General features: G+C 41.7%; 15 protein-coding genes. 4 read left to right on the plus strand and 11 right to left on the minus strand.

Going from position 1 to position 14996, the window contains the following annotated elements:
* The first annotated feature begins 138 nt into the window (after nt 1–138).
* The gene (locus FKN93_RS18100; RefSeq protein ID WP_346009389.1) at nt 139–1791 is read left to right on the plus strand and encodes an ATP-binding protein; all 1653 of its coding nucleotides are present in this window, start codon (nt 139–141) and stop codon (nt 1789–1791) included.
* A gap of 98 nt (nt 1792–1889) precedes the next feature.
* Here the strand turns inward: FKN93_RS18100 and FKN93_RS10145 are convergent, their stop codons facing one another.
* From FKN93_RS10145 to FKN93_RS10155, 3 genes are read right to left on the minus strand one after another with little or no spacing between them, the layout of a single operon-like run.
* Nucleotides 1890–2660: a transporter substrate-binding domain-containing protein gene (locus FKN93_RS10145; protein WP_170905040.1), complete on the minus strand. Its 771-nt coding sequence runs from the start codon at nt 2658–2660 to the stop codon at nt 1890–1892.
* Between the two features lie 43 nt (nt 2661–2703).
* Nucleotides 2704–3462 carry a transporter substrate-binding domain-containing protein gene (locus FKN93_RS10150; protein ID WP_170905041.1) on the minus strand — a complete coding sequence of 253 codons (759 nt, stop codon included), beginning with the start codon at nt 3460–3462 and terminating at the stop codon, nt 2704–2706.
* Between the two features lie 31 nt (nt 3463–3493).
* The gene (locus FKN93_RS10155; RefSeq protein ID WP_170905042.1) at nt 3494–5041 is read right to left on the minus strand and encodes a DUF3369 domain-containing protein; all 1548 of its coding nucleotides are present in this window, start codon (nt 5039–5041) and stop codon (nt 3494–3496) included.
* Nucleotides 5042–5225: 184 nt separating this feature from the next.
* On the opposite strand from FKN93_RS10155, the gene FKN93_RS10160 reads away from it, so the two are divergent.
* The gene (locus FKN93_RS10160) at nt 5226–5429 is read left to right on the plus strand and encodes a CPXCG motif-containing cysteine-rich protein (RefSeq protein ID WP_040904293.1); all 204 of its coding nucleotides are present in this window, start codon (nt 5226–5228) and stop codon (nt 5427–5429) included.
* A gap of 58 nt (nt 5430–5487) precedes the next feature.
* Here FKN93_RS10160 and FKN93_RS10165 read toward each other — a convergent pair whose 3' ends face one another.
* On the minus strand, nt 5488–6096 hold the full coding sequence (locus tag FKN93_RS10165) for a riboflavin synthase subunit alpha (protein ID WP_170905043.1): 609 nt from the start codon (nt 6094–6096) through the stop codon (nt 5488–5490).
* 143 nt (nt 6097–6239) lie between these two features.
* Between FKN93_RS10165 and FKN93_RS10170 the strand changes: the two genes are divergently transcribed.
* On the plus strand, nt 6240–7610 hold the full coding sequence (locus FKN93_RS10170; protein ID WP_154168146.1) for an MATE family efflux transporter: 1371 nt from the start codon (nt 6240–6242) through the stop codon (nt 7608–7610).
* 114 nt (nt 7611–7724) lie between these two features.
* Nucleotides 7725–8759, plus strand: coding sequence for a DUF3080 family protein (locus tag FKN93_RS10175; protein ID WP_170905044.1), 1035 nt, complete (start codon nt 7725–7727; stop codon nt 8757–8759).
* Here the strand turns inward: FKN93_RS10175 and FKN93_RS10180 are convergent.
* The 7 genes from FKN93_RS10180 to FKN93_RS10210 all read right to left on the minus strand — a co-directional run bounded on the left by FKN93_RS10180 (nt 8756) and on the right by FKN93_RS10210 (nt 14759).
* Nucleotides 8756–9613, minus strand: a complete 858-nt coding sequence (locus FKN93_RS10180; protein ID WP_170905045.1) for a DNA ligase — start codon at nt 9611–9613, stop codon at nt 8756–8758. The two genes, FKN93_RS10175 and FKN93_RS10180, sit on opposite strands and share 4 nt — an antisense overlap.
* Before the next feature lie 242 nt (nt 9614–9855).
* On the minus strand, nt 9856–11049 hold the full coding sequence (locus FKN93_RS10185) for a tetratricopeptide repeat protein (protein ID WP_170905046.1): 1194 nt from the start codon (nt 11047–11049) through the stop codon (nt 9856–9858).
* The gene (locus tag FKN93_RS10190; RefSeq protein WP_170905047.1) at nt 11046–11666 is read right to left on the minus strand and encodes an energy transducer TonB; all 621 of its coding nucleotides are present in this window, start codon (nt 11664–11666) and stop codon (nt 11046–11048) included. The genes FKN93_RS10185 and FKN93_RS10190 overlap by 4 nt, the downstream gene beginning before the upstream one ends.
* Nucleotides 11666–12070, minus strand: coding sequence for a biopolymer transporter ExbD (locus FKN93_RS10195; RefSeq protein ID WP_158138473.1), 405 nt, complete (start codon nt 12068–12070; stop codon nt 11666–11668). The genes FKN93_RS10190 and FKN93_RS10195 overlap by 1 nt, the downstream gene beginning before the upstream one ends.
* Complete coding sequence (locus FKN93_RS10200) at nt 12067–12612, minus strand: MotA/TolQ/ExbB proton channel family protein (protein ID WP_040904289.1); 546 nt, start codon at nt 12610–12612, stop codon at nt 12067–12069. The genes FKN93_RS10195 and FKN93_RS10200 overlap by 4 nt, the downstream gene beginning before the upstream one ends.
* Nucleotides 12613–12621: 9 nt before the next feature.
* A complete protein-coding gene (locus FKN93_RS10205; protein ID WP_170905048.1) occupies nt 12622–13992 on the minus strand; it encodes a MotA/TolQ/ExbB proton channel family protein in 1371 nt (456 codons plus the stop codon).
* Nucleotides 13992–14759 (minus strand): DUF3450 domain-containing protein, encoded by a 768-nt coding sequence (locus FKN93_RS10210; RefSeq protein WP_170905049.1) that lies wholly within the window; start codon nt 14757–14759, stop codon nt 13992–13994. The genes FKN93_RS10205 and FKN93_RS10210 overlap by 1 nt, the downstream gene beginning before the upstream one ends.
* Nucleotides 14760–14996: the final 237 nt, after the last annotated feature.

The following is a 14996-nucleotide window of genomic DNA, read 5'->3' on the forward strand; positions in this document are numbered from 1 at the left end:
AGAAGGTTTCAATTAATTTGTCCATGCTCTTTCCTTGGAGGTATCTGTTCCTTTTGGTCGAATGATCAGATCGGGGAACGAGCAATTAGTTCCTCTGCCAGCTCAGTTTCTTATCCAGAGTTCAGGTAATACTTAGAAATACAGTCGGTCCAAACGGTATTGAGCGCCGGAGAAAAAGTGGAAAACTATCCAATCACCGATACTTATCCATTGGTTTATTTCAATCTACCCGATCAGAGCTTTGAAACCATTGGTACGATTTATGTTGAGTCTAATGCAGAAGAAATTTATACCGCCCTCTTTCAACAATTTTTAACGACTTTAGCGATTAACGCATTTAAAACTCTTTTTGTGTGTGGGATATTATTAATAGTTTTCCATTCAAGCATTAACCAGAGAATATTTCAAATCGTTGAGTATTTACGCCGCTACAATCCAAGGCACCCCGATTTACCTTTACAGTTAAATAATCATAAATGGGTGATGGAAAAAAATGATGAACTTGATCTTCTTGGTTACGAAGCGAATCGTATTACGGCTAATATCACTAAGCTCTATCAAAATATCCAACAAGAAAAAGAACGACTGGCTGATTTCACACAAGTCTCATCAGATTGGCTATGGGAGACTAATCAACAAGGAGAATTAATTTATTGCTCAGAAAGCATGATAAATACCTTAAGAATCGATCTCGAACAAAAACCTACTTTTAATGACATTGACTGTTTTTCTAAAACTAATGACTTATTGATTGCTCTCGAACAACAACGAAATTTTAATCACTGTGAAGTCACTATAGAACAAGCTTCTGGAAAGCAATATCTGATGTTACAAGCCATCGCACGTTATAAAGATGAGATTTTTATTGGTTTTCGTGGTACTGCATTAAATATTTCCTCACTCAAAAACACTCAACTTCAATTGCATGAGTTAAATGAAAGTCTTGAACAACAAGTCGCCATTAGAACTCACGATCTCGAACTGAGTATGGCGCAATTGAAAGCTACACAAAAACAACTGATTGAAGCTGAAAAATTATCAGCATTAGGAGGCTTGGTTGCCGGTGTTGCCCATGAAGTGAATACCCCTCTTGGTATCTCTGTGACTGCCGCATCCATCATCAACGAAACCGCAATAGCACTCAATCAAGCGTTTTCTAATCAAACGTTGACCAGCACTGAATTTTCAGAATTAATGCAAAGAATGACCTCAAGCGGTAAAATGCTCGAAAACAATTTAAATCGAGCGGCAAAATTGATCCGAGATTTCAAACAAACTGCGGTAGATCAAGTATCTGAAAGTCGCTGTGAGTTTGAACTTGTGCAAACCTTAGATGCTTTAATGGCCAGTTTGCATTCCGAGACTAAGAAAATCCCAGTTGAACCGGAAATTATCAGCCCTAGCGGTCCAATAAAAATGAACAGTTTACCGGGTGTGATTACGCAAATTGTCACTAATTTAGTACTCAATAGTGTCAATCATGCTTTCGAGCAGCAACCTAATGCAAAAATCTCGATTCAGTTATCAGAAATCGAGGATAGTGTATTAATTGAATATCAAGATAATGGTTGTGGCGTAGCTCCCCATTTACATCACAAGATATTTGAACCTTTCTATACCAGTAAAAGAGGTTATGGTGGTTCAGGCCTAGGGTTAAATTTAGTCTTCAACTTGGTCAAGCAAAAGTTAAACGGTGATCTTAAATTTGAATCTGAGATTAATCATGGTGTTAAATTTATTATTCGCATACCTAAAAATCTACCATTAATTATTGATAATGGTAAAAATTAATAGTTTAAAAAAATAACATATGGAAGCAAATAAATATTATTGTGAAAAATAAAATCTGGTTAAATCATCAGGCCAATTTTAACCAGATTAATTCACCATTATTCAATATATTTCCCTATTATTCTATCAAGCTCACCAGATACTCGTAATTGTTTAATATGTTGATCAAATATAGATTTAAGCTCTAGACCATCAGGTATCGAGCGTGAAATAAGCATGTGGAATTTATCACCGCTAATTCCCGGAATGCTCACGGATTTTAGTCCATTGGCGAGATGATCAATACCTTCTGAAGCTTTAAAGCCAGCCAATATTTCATGACGAGCAAGAAAAACGTCACATCGATTCGCTTCTAACATTTTCACGACCTGATCAAAGGTTCTACCATTTTTACGAACCTTACTATCGTCAACACCGAAGCCGGTATAGTTATACCCCTGTAGCCCGCAGGTTCTTAAGTAATCGAGATCTTGCGCAGTTCGGATAGGCAAGCCTTCAGGATAACTGATTGATGAATATACATAACTAGGTTGAAGAGTATAATAATAATCGGTTAAAATATAATCTTTATCCCGCTCTTCACTATAAGCAGCACTTAAAGCAATATCATATCGACCTAATTTTGTTTCACGTAAACAACGTTGCCATGGTGGTAGATCTACCGTTATCGTTAGGCCTAGTGGCGAGAAAATCGCCTCTAACACATCGATATCATAACCAATTACTTTTCTCTCTTTTTCAAAATGATAAGGTGGCCAACTTCCACCATCACCACAGACTGAAAGTGACGTTCTTACTTGCGCCATTGTGGATATGGATAAAGTTATACCAGAAAATAATATTAATACTTTTATTATTTCTCTCTTCATATCCTATATTCTCTCTAATCGTATATTTTAAGACATTTAAGTATTAAAACTGCCAATCATCATAAGGTAGATGGATCTTTTTATAAATAGCCTCTAACTCACCACTTTCTTTAAGTTTATCAATCATTCTTGTTAAATAATCATCAATCCAATCACCTTTATTACCTTTAGGAATAATAAAAACATCTTCAAAGTCATAGAAAAATTGCCTATGGATATTTTCCAAATCTAATTGCCTTAAAGCAATATCAGCTTCTTCTTGCGCCCATACAAAACCATCAATGCGTCCCATTGATAGTTTCAATAAAGAACTATTAATACTACTTGAGCGAGATACATTAAAAGGCATATATTCAGGAACAGCTTCAATAGTATAATTATTTGGTTGACTCCACAATTGTTCTGAGGTGAATGGTTTATTCTTATTAGTGTAGAGGACATGAGTGACAAGTCCAAATGTTTTACTACTAAAGCGGAACGGTAATTTTTTTTCTGGATCATCTGTTCTAATTGCTGGTAATGCAAAGTTTGCACTACCATTAATGATCCCATATAATGCTCTATGTATAGGATAAACATAAATATTAATCTTAATATCAGGATCTAATTCATCTATTCTTCGAACAAAGTCAACAAAAGGCCCACTACCATCAGCATTAATTAATCCCGGAAGCTCACCCAAATGAGCAATAATTTCACTCCTAGAGTGTTCTTTCTCTTCTGCATGAATAGAAAATAAAAGAGGAAAGAAAATAAATGATGAACATATAAAAAATCGATTGAAATCCATTAAAACACTCATAACAACACCTACGCTTAATAAGTAAAGAAACTTAATCTGGGTGCTGTTCACGAATAGCGATAAAATATCCCCAATTTTCAATTAATAAATTAACTAAAGTCGGGTCGAAATGTTTACCATTTTGGCTGATTAATTCATTTTTTATATCATCTTCTGACCAAGGCTCTTTATAACTACGTTTAGATCCTAAAGCATCAAACACATCCGCTAACGCGGTGATACGGCCACTGACGGGTATCTGCTCTCCAGCCAATCCATTTGGATAACCGCTGCCATCCCATTTTTCATGATGACTACCTGCAATTTCTTTTGCCTTCACAATCAGTGGACGATTGGATTTACTCAGTATTTCAACACCATAGTCAACGTGCTTTTTCATGATTTCCCATTCATCAGCCGTTAATTTACCTGGTTTATGCAAAATACTATCCGGTATTGCGACTTTGCCTACATCATGCAGTGGTGAACCATTTTTTATCATGTACACCTCCTGCTCGGGCAAGCCACACAGATCGGCCAATTTTTCAGCAATCAGTGAAACACGCTGTACGTGTGCGCCCGTTTCTTTACTTCTTGCTTCTACCGCATTAGCTAGGTTGTAAACCAACTCTTTGGACGTTTCTCGTAAATCAAGCTGTAAATTCAGGTTATTAAAAGTCAGCGCAATATTTTGCATATAGATTTCGAGCAACTGAGCATCCGCTTCTCTCAACTCTTCTAATAAGTTGATATATAATAAGTTTTCAGCCCCTCGACTATCGAGCATATAAAGAATAGCCGCGTCATGAAAATTTTCAGAACGTTGGTTATTTAATACTTGCTGACATCGCCGTGCGACTTCATCGGGTAAATGTGAAAAATCACATTCACTAGAGAGATCAACAAACCCACCTATCGCCGCTAGAGTTAACGCATAAGTTGCGGTACCGTCGGCTTTCGGACGCACCACGCAATAAAAACCAGAAGCAGGTAACTTTAATAGTGACGTAAGCTGATGAAGAACCGATTCGGCATACGCTTTTAATGTTGTGGTATTTTGTACTTGTGCCGATGCTTGAATCACTCGCTTTAATCCCTGTTTTTGTTCTTCGATTAAGCATAAATCGCGATAAGAACGCAGCATCGAATACATTAAAGTACGCAATTTTTGAGTCGTTAATTCGGTTTTTTCTTTATAGTCATCAATCTCATATTGCTGAATGACTTTATCTTCTGGCGCTTGTCCTGCTTGCCCAGTACGTAACACTAAGCGGATATTTTTATTACTGCATTCTCGGCGAATGTACTCCACCAAATCCAACCCCGCGTGCTCTGTCTCCATAACAACATCAATCAGCGCTAGAGCGATGTCTGGGTTATCTTGAAGAACCTGCTTCGCTTCTTTAGCCGATAATGCAGAAAGTAGCTCTAACTTTCTGCATTGAAACGTAAAACCGGACAAAGCGATTTGCGTGATCTGATGGATTTGCTCATCATCATCGACCAGCAATACTTGCCAAGGCTTTATGCTTGCCGTAATCGGGCTTTTTTTCTCGGCACCGGAATTGTCTTGGGAACGATAATCAGCAAATAGATCCATAATAACCATCTTATTGTTTAACGACCTACTTATAGGTTTAGCACATCAACGATGATTTTATATACTCAGAATCCTTCTTAGATAAAGAAGTCTCGATGAGAGCAAACTTTGCACTTAATTTTCTGTTTTAAGCAACTTTACTGGCTAAGATTAACGGTGTGAGAGTAACAGTAAGGAAAGCGATATGAAGAATTTTACGGAGAGAGCGGTACTGTGCCCACACTGTGGGCACACCATTCGCATCACTTTAGATTCCAGTAATGGCAGCCAAGATTTTTATGATGATTGTCCTGCGTGCTGCCATGCTATTCACCTTAATATGCAAGTTAACGAACAGCAAGATTGCATTGATCTTTATATTGATGCTGATGACGAGCAGATTTTTTAATCGAGTGGCTTTACCTTGCTTAAGGGCGTGACCTTCAACACGTCCTTAACATTAATGACTAAGATTTTGTAGCCAATACGCGCTCAACAGTATCCACAATCGCTTGCGTCTGTGGATCAATTTCAAGATTAATTTTATCGCCAACCTCACGGGTTCCGAACAGCGTTCGCTGTAACGTTTCAGGGATAAGATGGACATTGAAACGGTTAGCTTCCACTTGACCAATCGTTAATGAGCAACCATCAAGACCGATATATCCTTTAGGAAGTACATATTTCATTAGTGATTCCGGGACTTCAAACCACAATGTTTTGTTATGATCAGAGTCGATGATATCAATTAATGTTGCCATATGGATAATATGCCCCGACATTGAATGGCCACCAATTTCATCGCCAAATTTAGCGGCTCGTTCAATATTCACCCTATCGCCTAATTTCAGTTGCCCTAAATTAGTTAAGCGTAGAGTTTCTTGCATTAAATCAAAAGAGACTCGGTGACCATCAATATTCGTCACCGTCAAACAGCAACCATTATGTGCAACCGAAGCGCCTATGGTTAAGCCCGTAGACAGCGGCTCTGGAAGCTCAATAATATGAGTTTGAAATTGCGCTTTTTTATCCATAGCGACAAGTTTTGCTGTCCCTTGTACAATACCTGTAAACATAATGTGATTCCGGTAGATTTTCGTGGTGCTTAGTGTGACATTTCTTTATCATTCTCTCTAGACCCTACGTACTCGAAAGTACCCCCCTTTTTATTCTCTTGAGTCACTATTTGACCTAGATTTTCCTTTTTCTGGAGAAGTGTGTGCAACGTTATAAACAAGAAGCCTCAACGTTAGTTAAACTCGCCACCCCTGTACTCATTGCCTCGATTGCCCAAACAGGGATGGGATTTGTTGATACGGTGATGGCTGGTGGCGTGAGTGCGACAGATATGGCTGCGGTGTCCATTGCAGCGAGTATTTGGCTGCCTTCTATCTTATTTGGTATCGGCTTACTAATGGCATTAGTGCCGATTGTCGCTCAACTTAATGGTTCTGGGCGTAAAGAACAGATCGCTTTTGAAATTCAGCAAGGCGCGATATTAGCGTTATGGGTGTCGCTACCGATCATTTTGGTCTTATTTCAAACCAAAATCATTTTAGGTTTTATGGACGTTGAAGAGTTGATGGCACAAAAAACCATTGGTTATATGTTTGCCGTTATGTTTGCCGTTCCCGCCTTTTTGTTATTTCAAACCTTACGCAGTTTCACTGATGGAATGTCATTAACTAAACCTGCTATGGTCATCGGTTTCCTCGGGTTATTATTGAATATTCCACTAAACTGGATCTTTGTGTATGGAAAATTTGGTGCACCGGCTCTTGGCGGTGTGGGATGTGGTGTTGCGACCACCATCGTCTACTGGATTATGTTTTTGATGTTACTGGCTTATGTCGTCACATCGAACCGTTTAGCCCACATTAACTTATTTGCGCAATTTCATCCGCCGAAACTAAAAGCACAACTGCGCTTGTTTAAGTTAGGCTTTCCTGTTGCTGCGGCATTATTTTTTGAAGTAACGCTTTTTGCCGCGGTGGCTTTGTTAGTTGCCCCGCTTGGCTCTTTGGTGGTCGCAGCACATCAGGTCGCGTTAAGTTTTTCTTCATTGGTATTTGTGATCCCGATGAGTATTGGTGCTGCCGTATCGATCCGTGTCGGGCATACCATTGGTCAACATAACCTACCTGGTGCTGCCGTTGCCTCTAATGTAGGGCTAATGGTCGGTGTCGCCGCTTCTTTGTTGACAGCGACTTTTACCCTGATCTTTCGACAAGAGATTGCTTTGCTATACACCAACAATTCCGAAGTCATTACCCTTGCGATGCAGCTACTGATTCTGGCTGGTATTTATCAATGTGTCGATGCTATTCAGGTGGTTGCTGCAGGCGCTTTACGTGGTTACAAAGATATGGCGGCGATTTTTAATCGTACCTTCATTGCGTATTGGATTTTAGGCTTACCGACCGGCTATGTGTTAGCCATGACCGACTGGATTGTTGAGCCAATGGGCGCAAGTGGTTTCTGGATTGGCTTTATTGTTGGCTTAAGCTCTGCGGCTTTCATGCTTGGTTTACGTTTATATTGGATGCAAACCCAAGATGAAGAAGTACAAATGCAATTTGCTGCTAAGTAGCCAAAGACACGGTAGTTTAAAGTAGCAACAATCAAGGCCAAGTGATGACTCTGACTGAACTTGGCTTTTTTATTTTGCGTATATGGATAGAGATGGTTTCGGTAGGGGAAGTCCGTGGATCAGTACCATGTTTGGTCGATAAAAAGCAATAAAACATTCACACCGTTACTGTGTGTGATTACCTTAATGATCTTACTCACTGGTTGCGATACCTCTAATCAATCACTTGAGAGTGATTTCTCTACCTACTTAACACGAATTGCCAACGTTCAACAAGCCGAGCGGTTGGCAAATCCCAAAAGGTTATCGCAAACTTTACCGGACAAACGAAACATTGAGTTGACGATCACGCCACTGACTTTAGGCTTGCTTGATAGTTATGAACTAAGAAAATGTCAGCTTTTTCAACTCATTGCCCAAAGAAACTCCTCCCTTGGCCGAGTCCAAGATGAATTTCGTGGTTTTGACTACGAGATACAGTTATTAAACGGCATCGAACACTGTTTGCAAATAAACTCGCTTTCTGAAAGCGTCAGTACACAACTAAAAACGATGGCAGAACTTAAAGGGCAAGATCTTCATAAACATTGGTATAACTTACTCTATACCAGCGTGGCGATGCGCGCACAGCTCACCAGCCATTCGTGGTTAGCCGATAACATCGAACTCAGTGCACTCACTCAAGCGTTAAAAACCTTTACTACCGTTTATCAACGTCTAGTACTTGAGCAAAGCTTACCCGATACAACGATTACCCCTTATCAAGAGGTGCTTGAAAAACAGCGAATTTTAGGTTCACTCAAGTTTTCATTAGACAATGCAACGCGTTGGCTTAAGACGACGACTCGGCAATTACAAGATAACGATAGCGCGATCTTATGCGGTCCAAACCAAGATCGTACTCGTCTTCATTACTTACAAAATGTCTTCAACCGTTATTATATTCAACAAATTCAGCCAGCATTAACTCGGATTGATAGTGTCTATCTTCAATTAGAAGAGTTCTTAATCATTTTTGAATCCAACGATAATATGAAGAGCCACTTTACCGTGCAAGATAGCCACCAACAATTTCGTGATGCCCTTGCATTACACGTACACTATTGGCAGCAATTATTTCAACGCTGTTCAGTCAGCGTCGGCCGCTAACATATAACGTCTCGATTACGCATAAAACGAGCAAAACGAGGGATGCCTGAATCGGTATAACCATTATATTGATAAGTAATTAAACAGCCTATTTCAGGTGGAGTTTGGCGTAATCGATCCGTTAAACCACTGCCAATCGCAAATTCAATACCGTCATCCGTTCGCACAATCAGAGCACCGACCATATCGGTATATTTGCCTTTTCCTGGTCGATAACCAATCACTTGGGCTTCGGCATCTTGGTGTTTTTTTAACTTGAGGAGATCATCGCTGCGCCCAGCTTGATAATCGGCAGCAACTCTTCGTAGCATTAACCCTTCGCCCCCCAAAGTAAACAGAGTTTCAAGATCAACAAACAACGTCTGCTCGGATTCAATCGGCTGATGGACGATGTACTGAATGTGTTTCGCGCCGATATTCGTCGTTATCTCAATTAAATGTTGGTATCGTATCCGAAAATCACCTTCCATTTCGGGCACATCAAACAACATGAAATTGATTTTTTGCCAAGCAACATCCGAAGGCTGTCTATCCAATACGGTTTGCTGAACCAGGGAAAACTGCTCGCGTCCCGCCCACAATTCACCTTCTAACGGGTAGCTGGGCAGCGGTTCGGTAAACCATGAAGGCGCATGGATCGGGTAGCCATTACGAGTGGTGAGTTGTTGCCCATCCCAAATCGCACGAATACCATCCAATTTTTCACTTTGCCAATAATCACCTAACTCAATCCCTTGACGATATTCTTTTGCATAGACAATCGGTAACGGTTGATAATCGGCTGACCAAACTGGCGTTATAGTTGGCGCAATAAGTAGTAGCGAGGCGGTAATTAACGAGATTTTATATGACATCACTTATCCTCAAATGTTCACTCTAATGATGCACTAAGCATCTGATTTAAAGATGAGTAAGTATGCCGATATCAGCGTCTATTTGAGCAATAACAAAGGAGAACTAGCGAGGTATTTCACACTAATTGATACCCTACATACACAAGATTCACTCCCCATCTAACCTAAAGCTCATCATAAAATCCAATGACACTCACGGTAGAATAGATGGAGAGCAAAGTAGTGATAAGATCAGTAGAAGCTTAAGAGGCTTGGGGCCTTGAGTTAATTTCACGCAACTGGGTTAAATAGTTAATCCAGCCTTGAGCTTCATTATTGGAAGGTTGTAAATGTTGAGCTCTTTTGGCTTGAGCTAACGCATCATCGAGTCGATTTAACTTATACAGGGCACGGGCACGGGCTAAAGCGACCTCAGGTTGACGCGCTTTATCAGTGACTTTATCCAGTGCGCTTAAAGCTTGCCGATATTCGCCTTGCTGATTATAAAGTAATGAGACGTTCCAATAGTACTTAGCGTCAAATTGCGCGGCTAAAGACCAAGTTTCAATCGCCCTATCCCACTCTTTGGCTCGTTGCCAATAAGAAGCTCGCTCGGTGATCAAATCAAGATCACTGTCAGCATTCTCTATTGAACCAAGAATTTGAGCCGCTCGCTCAGGAATTCCGTTTTGGGCGTACAGTTGAGCAAGCAATCTTAACTCTTGCTGATTGAGCTCAATGCCGTGTAACTTGGCTAAGCCCAAGCTACTCAAGGCTTCTTTCGGTTGTCCGGTACGTAACTCCAAACTCACCAATTGTAGCCACCAACTGCTCTTGTCACTTTCTAAAGCAATCAAGCGCTTTAAGGTTAAAATCGCTGGCTGCCATCGTTCGAGCTGCAGTTGAGCACCAAGTTTCAGCGATAGTGGTGTCACCTCATCGATTGACGTTAGTTGCTCATAGCGATCAATCGACGATAATGTCTTGGCCCATTGCTGCAATTGATAATGAACTTGGCTAATCCTCAACCATAATTCGCTAGTGGTTTGCTTTTCATTACCGTCTTTGATCACTTCTTTTACGAGTTGATAGTAATGCGGTAAGGCGGATTGATATTGTTGATCCATAAGTAATAAATCAGCCAACATTCGACGAGTTGCCCAGCCTTGCTCATCAACCAACTCACCACTATTCACCGCCTCCGTCAACGAACGTATCGCCAAAGAAAGCTGCTCATTTTGCCAATAAAAAACCCCCAGCATACGGTCAAAATACGCTTTATCGTATCCTCGGCTTACTTTGGTTTCTCTTAATAGTTCGATCGCTTCGGCAAAACGCTCTTCTTGAGCGAGTTGATTCGCTTGCAGCGCTTTATTCGCCGCATAAGGGCTGAGTTCTACCGCAAAAGAAGAAGTAGAACCAATCAGCAATAAGTAAACTATCCATCGTCTGATCATTTGGTTAACTTAAACTCCAATTTAATCGTTTGACCGGGTTGAGAAACCGCATGCCCATCCAGCAATTTAGGCTGATATTTCCAACTCCGTAAGGCTTGTATCGCTTCACGCTCAAACATTCGCCGCGGATTGGCGTCCACCACCTCAATATCCGTTGGGCGGCCGGTTTCATCAATCGTAAAACGCAGTAGAACATAGCCTTCAACATTACGTTTTAAAGCACGTGCTGGATAATTGGGTTCAACACGATATAGTGGCAAAGCCTGCTGATTAGCCCCAAAATCACCAAGAGTAGGCACATTGATCGCAATGCCGTTAATCGCCGTATCAAGCCCAAGTGTGGGAACCGATGTTGAGGTTAACGTATTGGTCACTGAACTCTGTTGCTTAGACACTGGAGATTGTGGCGGAGGCTGTGGCGCTTTAGGCTGTTCAGGCACAGCGCGTTGTCGGCGCTGCACCTCTTGCTCTTGCTCAACCATTACCATGGTAAAGCTGAGAGCGTTATTTTGCGTCGGTGAGCGCAAGCCATCGTTATTGATCATCCAAGCCATGAATGAAAATAAGCTCACTGAAATCAAAGCCGCAAAAGGCGTAGCTAGCAATAAACGTAGCATCAGCGCTTCTCCGCCGCCAATGCAATGCTTTTTACACCCGCCCCTTTCGCCGCGTCCATCACTTTGACAACGGTTCCATTGTAAGCATGCTCATCAGCTTGAATAACCAAAGCCGCATCGGGCTGCTCTAATAACAGGTGCTCTAATGTCGCCTGTACTCTTTCAACATCAATTTGCCTTTTATCGATATAAATATCGTTTGCTGAGGTAATCGCAACAAAAATACCCGCATCTTTCTGTGCCGTTACATTCGAGGCGGATGGACGATTCACCTCAACACCAGATTCACGGACAAATGAGCTGGTTACGATAAAGAAAATCAACATAATAAACACAATATCCAACATCGAGGTTAAATCGATTTGTGCTTCATCTTGATTGGACGAACGTCGGCCCAGTCTCATCGCTGACTCCTTAAGGATTTTTCTAACTTCAATTCATATAAACGGCACGTTTTCGCCAACCGAGCATAAACAAACATCCCCGCTAAAGCAGCGACCATGCCTGCCATGGTCGGAATCGTCGCTAAAGAGATTCCCGACGCCATCAATTTGGGATTACTGCTGCCTTGAGTCGCCATCACATCAAACACCGAAATCATCCCCGTGACCGTACCGAGTAAACCTAACATCGGAAAAATGGCCACCAATACTTTAATTAAATTAAGGTATTGAGTAAGTTGAATGTGTGCTTGACCCAACCATCCTGAACGAATCGCTTGCGCATGCCATGAATGATGATCGTCACGCGCATGCCATTGTTCAATCCACTGCTTACGCTGCTTAGGAAAGGTAAATAATAAGTACATTATCCGTTCTATCACTAGCAACCAGCAGACCGCGACCACCGCGGCCAGCCACCAGAGTACTGTTCCACCCTGAGCCATAAACTCGGAAAGGGGCAGAAAGAGCTTTTGCAATGAAAATAACCCATCTGCTTGATTCATGTTCATCCCTTACGCCGCTGCGTGGTTGACGGCTTTTTTAGTATTCGCCGCTAGAGACTCACGTTCTGCTTGTTCAGCAACAAGCCCAATCCCTTGCTTCTCTAAGATGGTACGAATCGTTTCTGCTTGAGAGCTTAAGATATTATGAGCCAGCAATAGAGGCATTGCCGCGACTAGACCCAATACTGTCGTCACCAACGCCATCGAGATCCCTCCCGCCATGACTTTAGGATCGCCATTACCAAATTGCGTGATCACTTGGAAAGTCTCAATCATTCCGGTAACGGTACCAAGGAGTCCAAGCATCGGTGCTAAGGCCGCAAAAAGCTTCAGCATCGACAGTCCTTTTTCTAAACCAGCTTGTTCATCAACCACCGCTTCCAGCAAACGCAGTTCTAGCGCTTCAACACTGCGGTTTTGCTCTTTGTCATAAACTGATAATACTCGGCCCAACGGGTTATTACTGCTTGGCTCAGATTGCTTAAGTTGCTGTTGAATGCGTTGTCGAGCCATCGCTAAAACGATGCCTCGATAAACAGCGATCCCTAGGCCAATCGCTAGTAATACCAAGATGATATTGCCGATCACGCCACCGGCATCAAGGCGTTGCTTTAATGTTGGAGTTAACGCAAGCTGTTCAAATAGAAGACCTTGTGAAGGATCCAATACCAGCGATTGCATTTCTCCTTGTTTAAGATCGGTTAATGAAGAGAAACGCGCACCTTGAGCGGGCTGCTGTTGATAAGCGACCGCGTCTTGACGGCGATTATTCCAACTGACGTAACCTTGCTCAGTGACTAAAGCCATCGCACCAAGTCTAACCGCATCCACTTGTTGGGTTCTGCCTTCACCATCAATGAAAGCAATCGTATTCGTGCTGATTTCGCCACTGGCAATCACTTGCTCTTGCATTGCCTGCCATAAACCAATCAGTTGCTTCATCGAAGGTAAGGATTGTGCTGCGACAATCTGATCAACCACTGGAGCGTACTGCTGACGATCAACCCCCGTTACAGAATCACTTAGTGTCGCTTGTAACTCTTTTCCGTTTTGTCGAACGACACCAAAAATTTCACCTAAACTGCCGGTTTCCAAACGCAGCTTTTCTTCTAGACGAGCAAGACTATTTTCATTTTGGCTAAAACGGGTAGACAGCTTATCGGCTTCTGCTTGTAAGCGATCTCTTTGCGCCATCAGAGCCTTTTTTTCATCGCGTAATTGCTGTTCCGTTTTTTGAAATGTTGCTTCACGCTGAACATTATGATTGCGTTGTACTCGACTCTCATTGTGTGCTTGTTCGGTCAAACCACCACTTGCATAAGCTGGAGTGAGTAATAACAGACTTAAACTCCATGCGACAAAGCCATATTTAGTGATCATTATTTTGCCTCCGCTGGAGTAAGAGAAACCGGTAGATAAAGCAGTGTCGGGGCAATTTGTTGATAGGCAAGTTGATAAGCGGTGTCAATATCCCCTTTCGATTTCATCGATAATGCTTGCCACTGTCCTTGTTTTTGATCCCAAGACCAATAGCGCGATCCATTACGATTGCGTGCTAATAATGAAACTCGGCCGACATAAAGAATATCCGCTTCAATCGTTTCTTTATCAGCTAAGGTGATTCGATCTTGGTAAACCCCTAATTTCGTGCCGTAATCCATCTCGATTTGATACGCTTCAAGAATTCGGCGATATTTCTCAGCATCACTCACATCGGAGCGTGGCATTAACTCTTTGAGTCGCTCAAGGCGCTCTTGGCGAGCGGAAAGACGTAAGGGTTTATCTTCACTGATTAAAACATCTAAACCATCGATCATTTGATACATCAAAGGCACAATCCCCTGACGAGTCTGATGAACCTCAATGATCTGCTCATCTAAACTCGTCATTTCACTTTCCTGACTGGCTACTAGCGAGAGTAAATGATCACGATAAATGGTTAAATTTTTCACTTCTTCATTTAATCGCTCAATGTCCGCTTGAAGAGATAAGGTTGCTTCTGCACTTTTATCGACGTTCTGCTGACTCATCGCTGAAGCGCGATTGGTGGTTTTTTGGATTGTTTTTGCATCATCCAGCACACTGGCATGCGCCGCTAACACGCTTAGCGCTGAAAATAAGATTAGGCTAGGTTTGGTTAAATTCATCGTTGTCATCAATTACCACATGAGAATGCTGACATGTTATTGATAAAGGCTCTCATTATCAACTGTATTTTCAATGAAAATCTGCTCTGGCTGCGATTATAAGCGTAAACAATGTAAAGGTAGCCAACGCGGACAGAGATAATAAGCCTCAAAAGACTGACGTTATAAGTCGGCGGCGAGTCAATTATGCCTCATGAGGTTCGATAACGATGAGATTATGTCAACAGCCCCGAGGAA

This window comes from Vibrio sp. A8-1, from assembly GCF_013048685.1.
GTDB classification, from domain to species: domain Bacteria; phylum Pseudomonadota; class Gammaproteobacteria; order Enterobacterales; family Vibrionaceae; genus Vibrio; species Vibrio metschnikovii.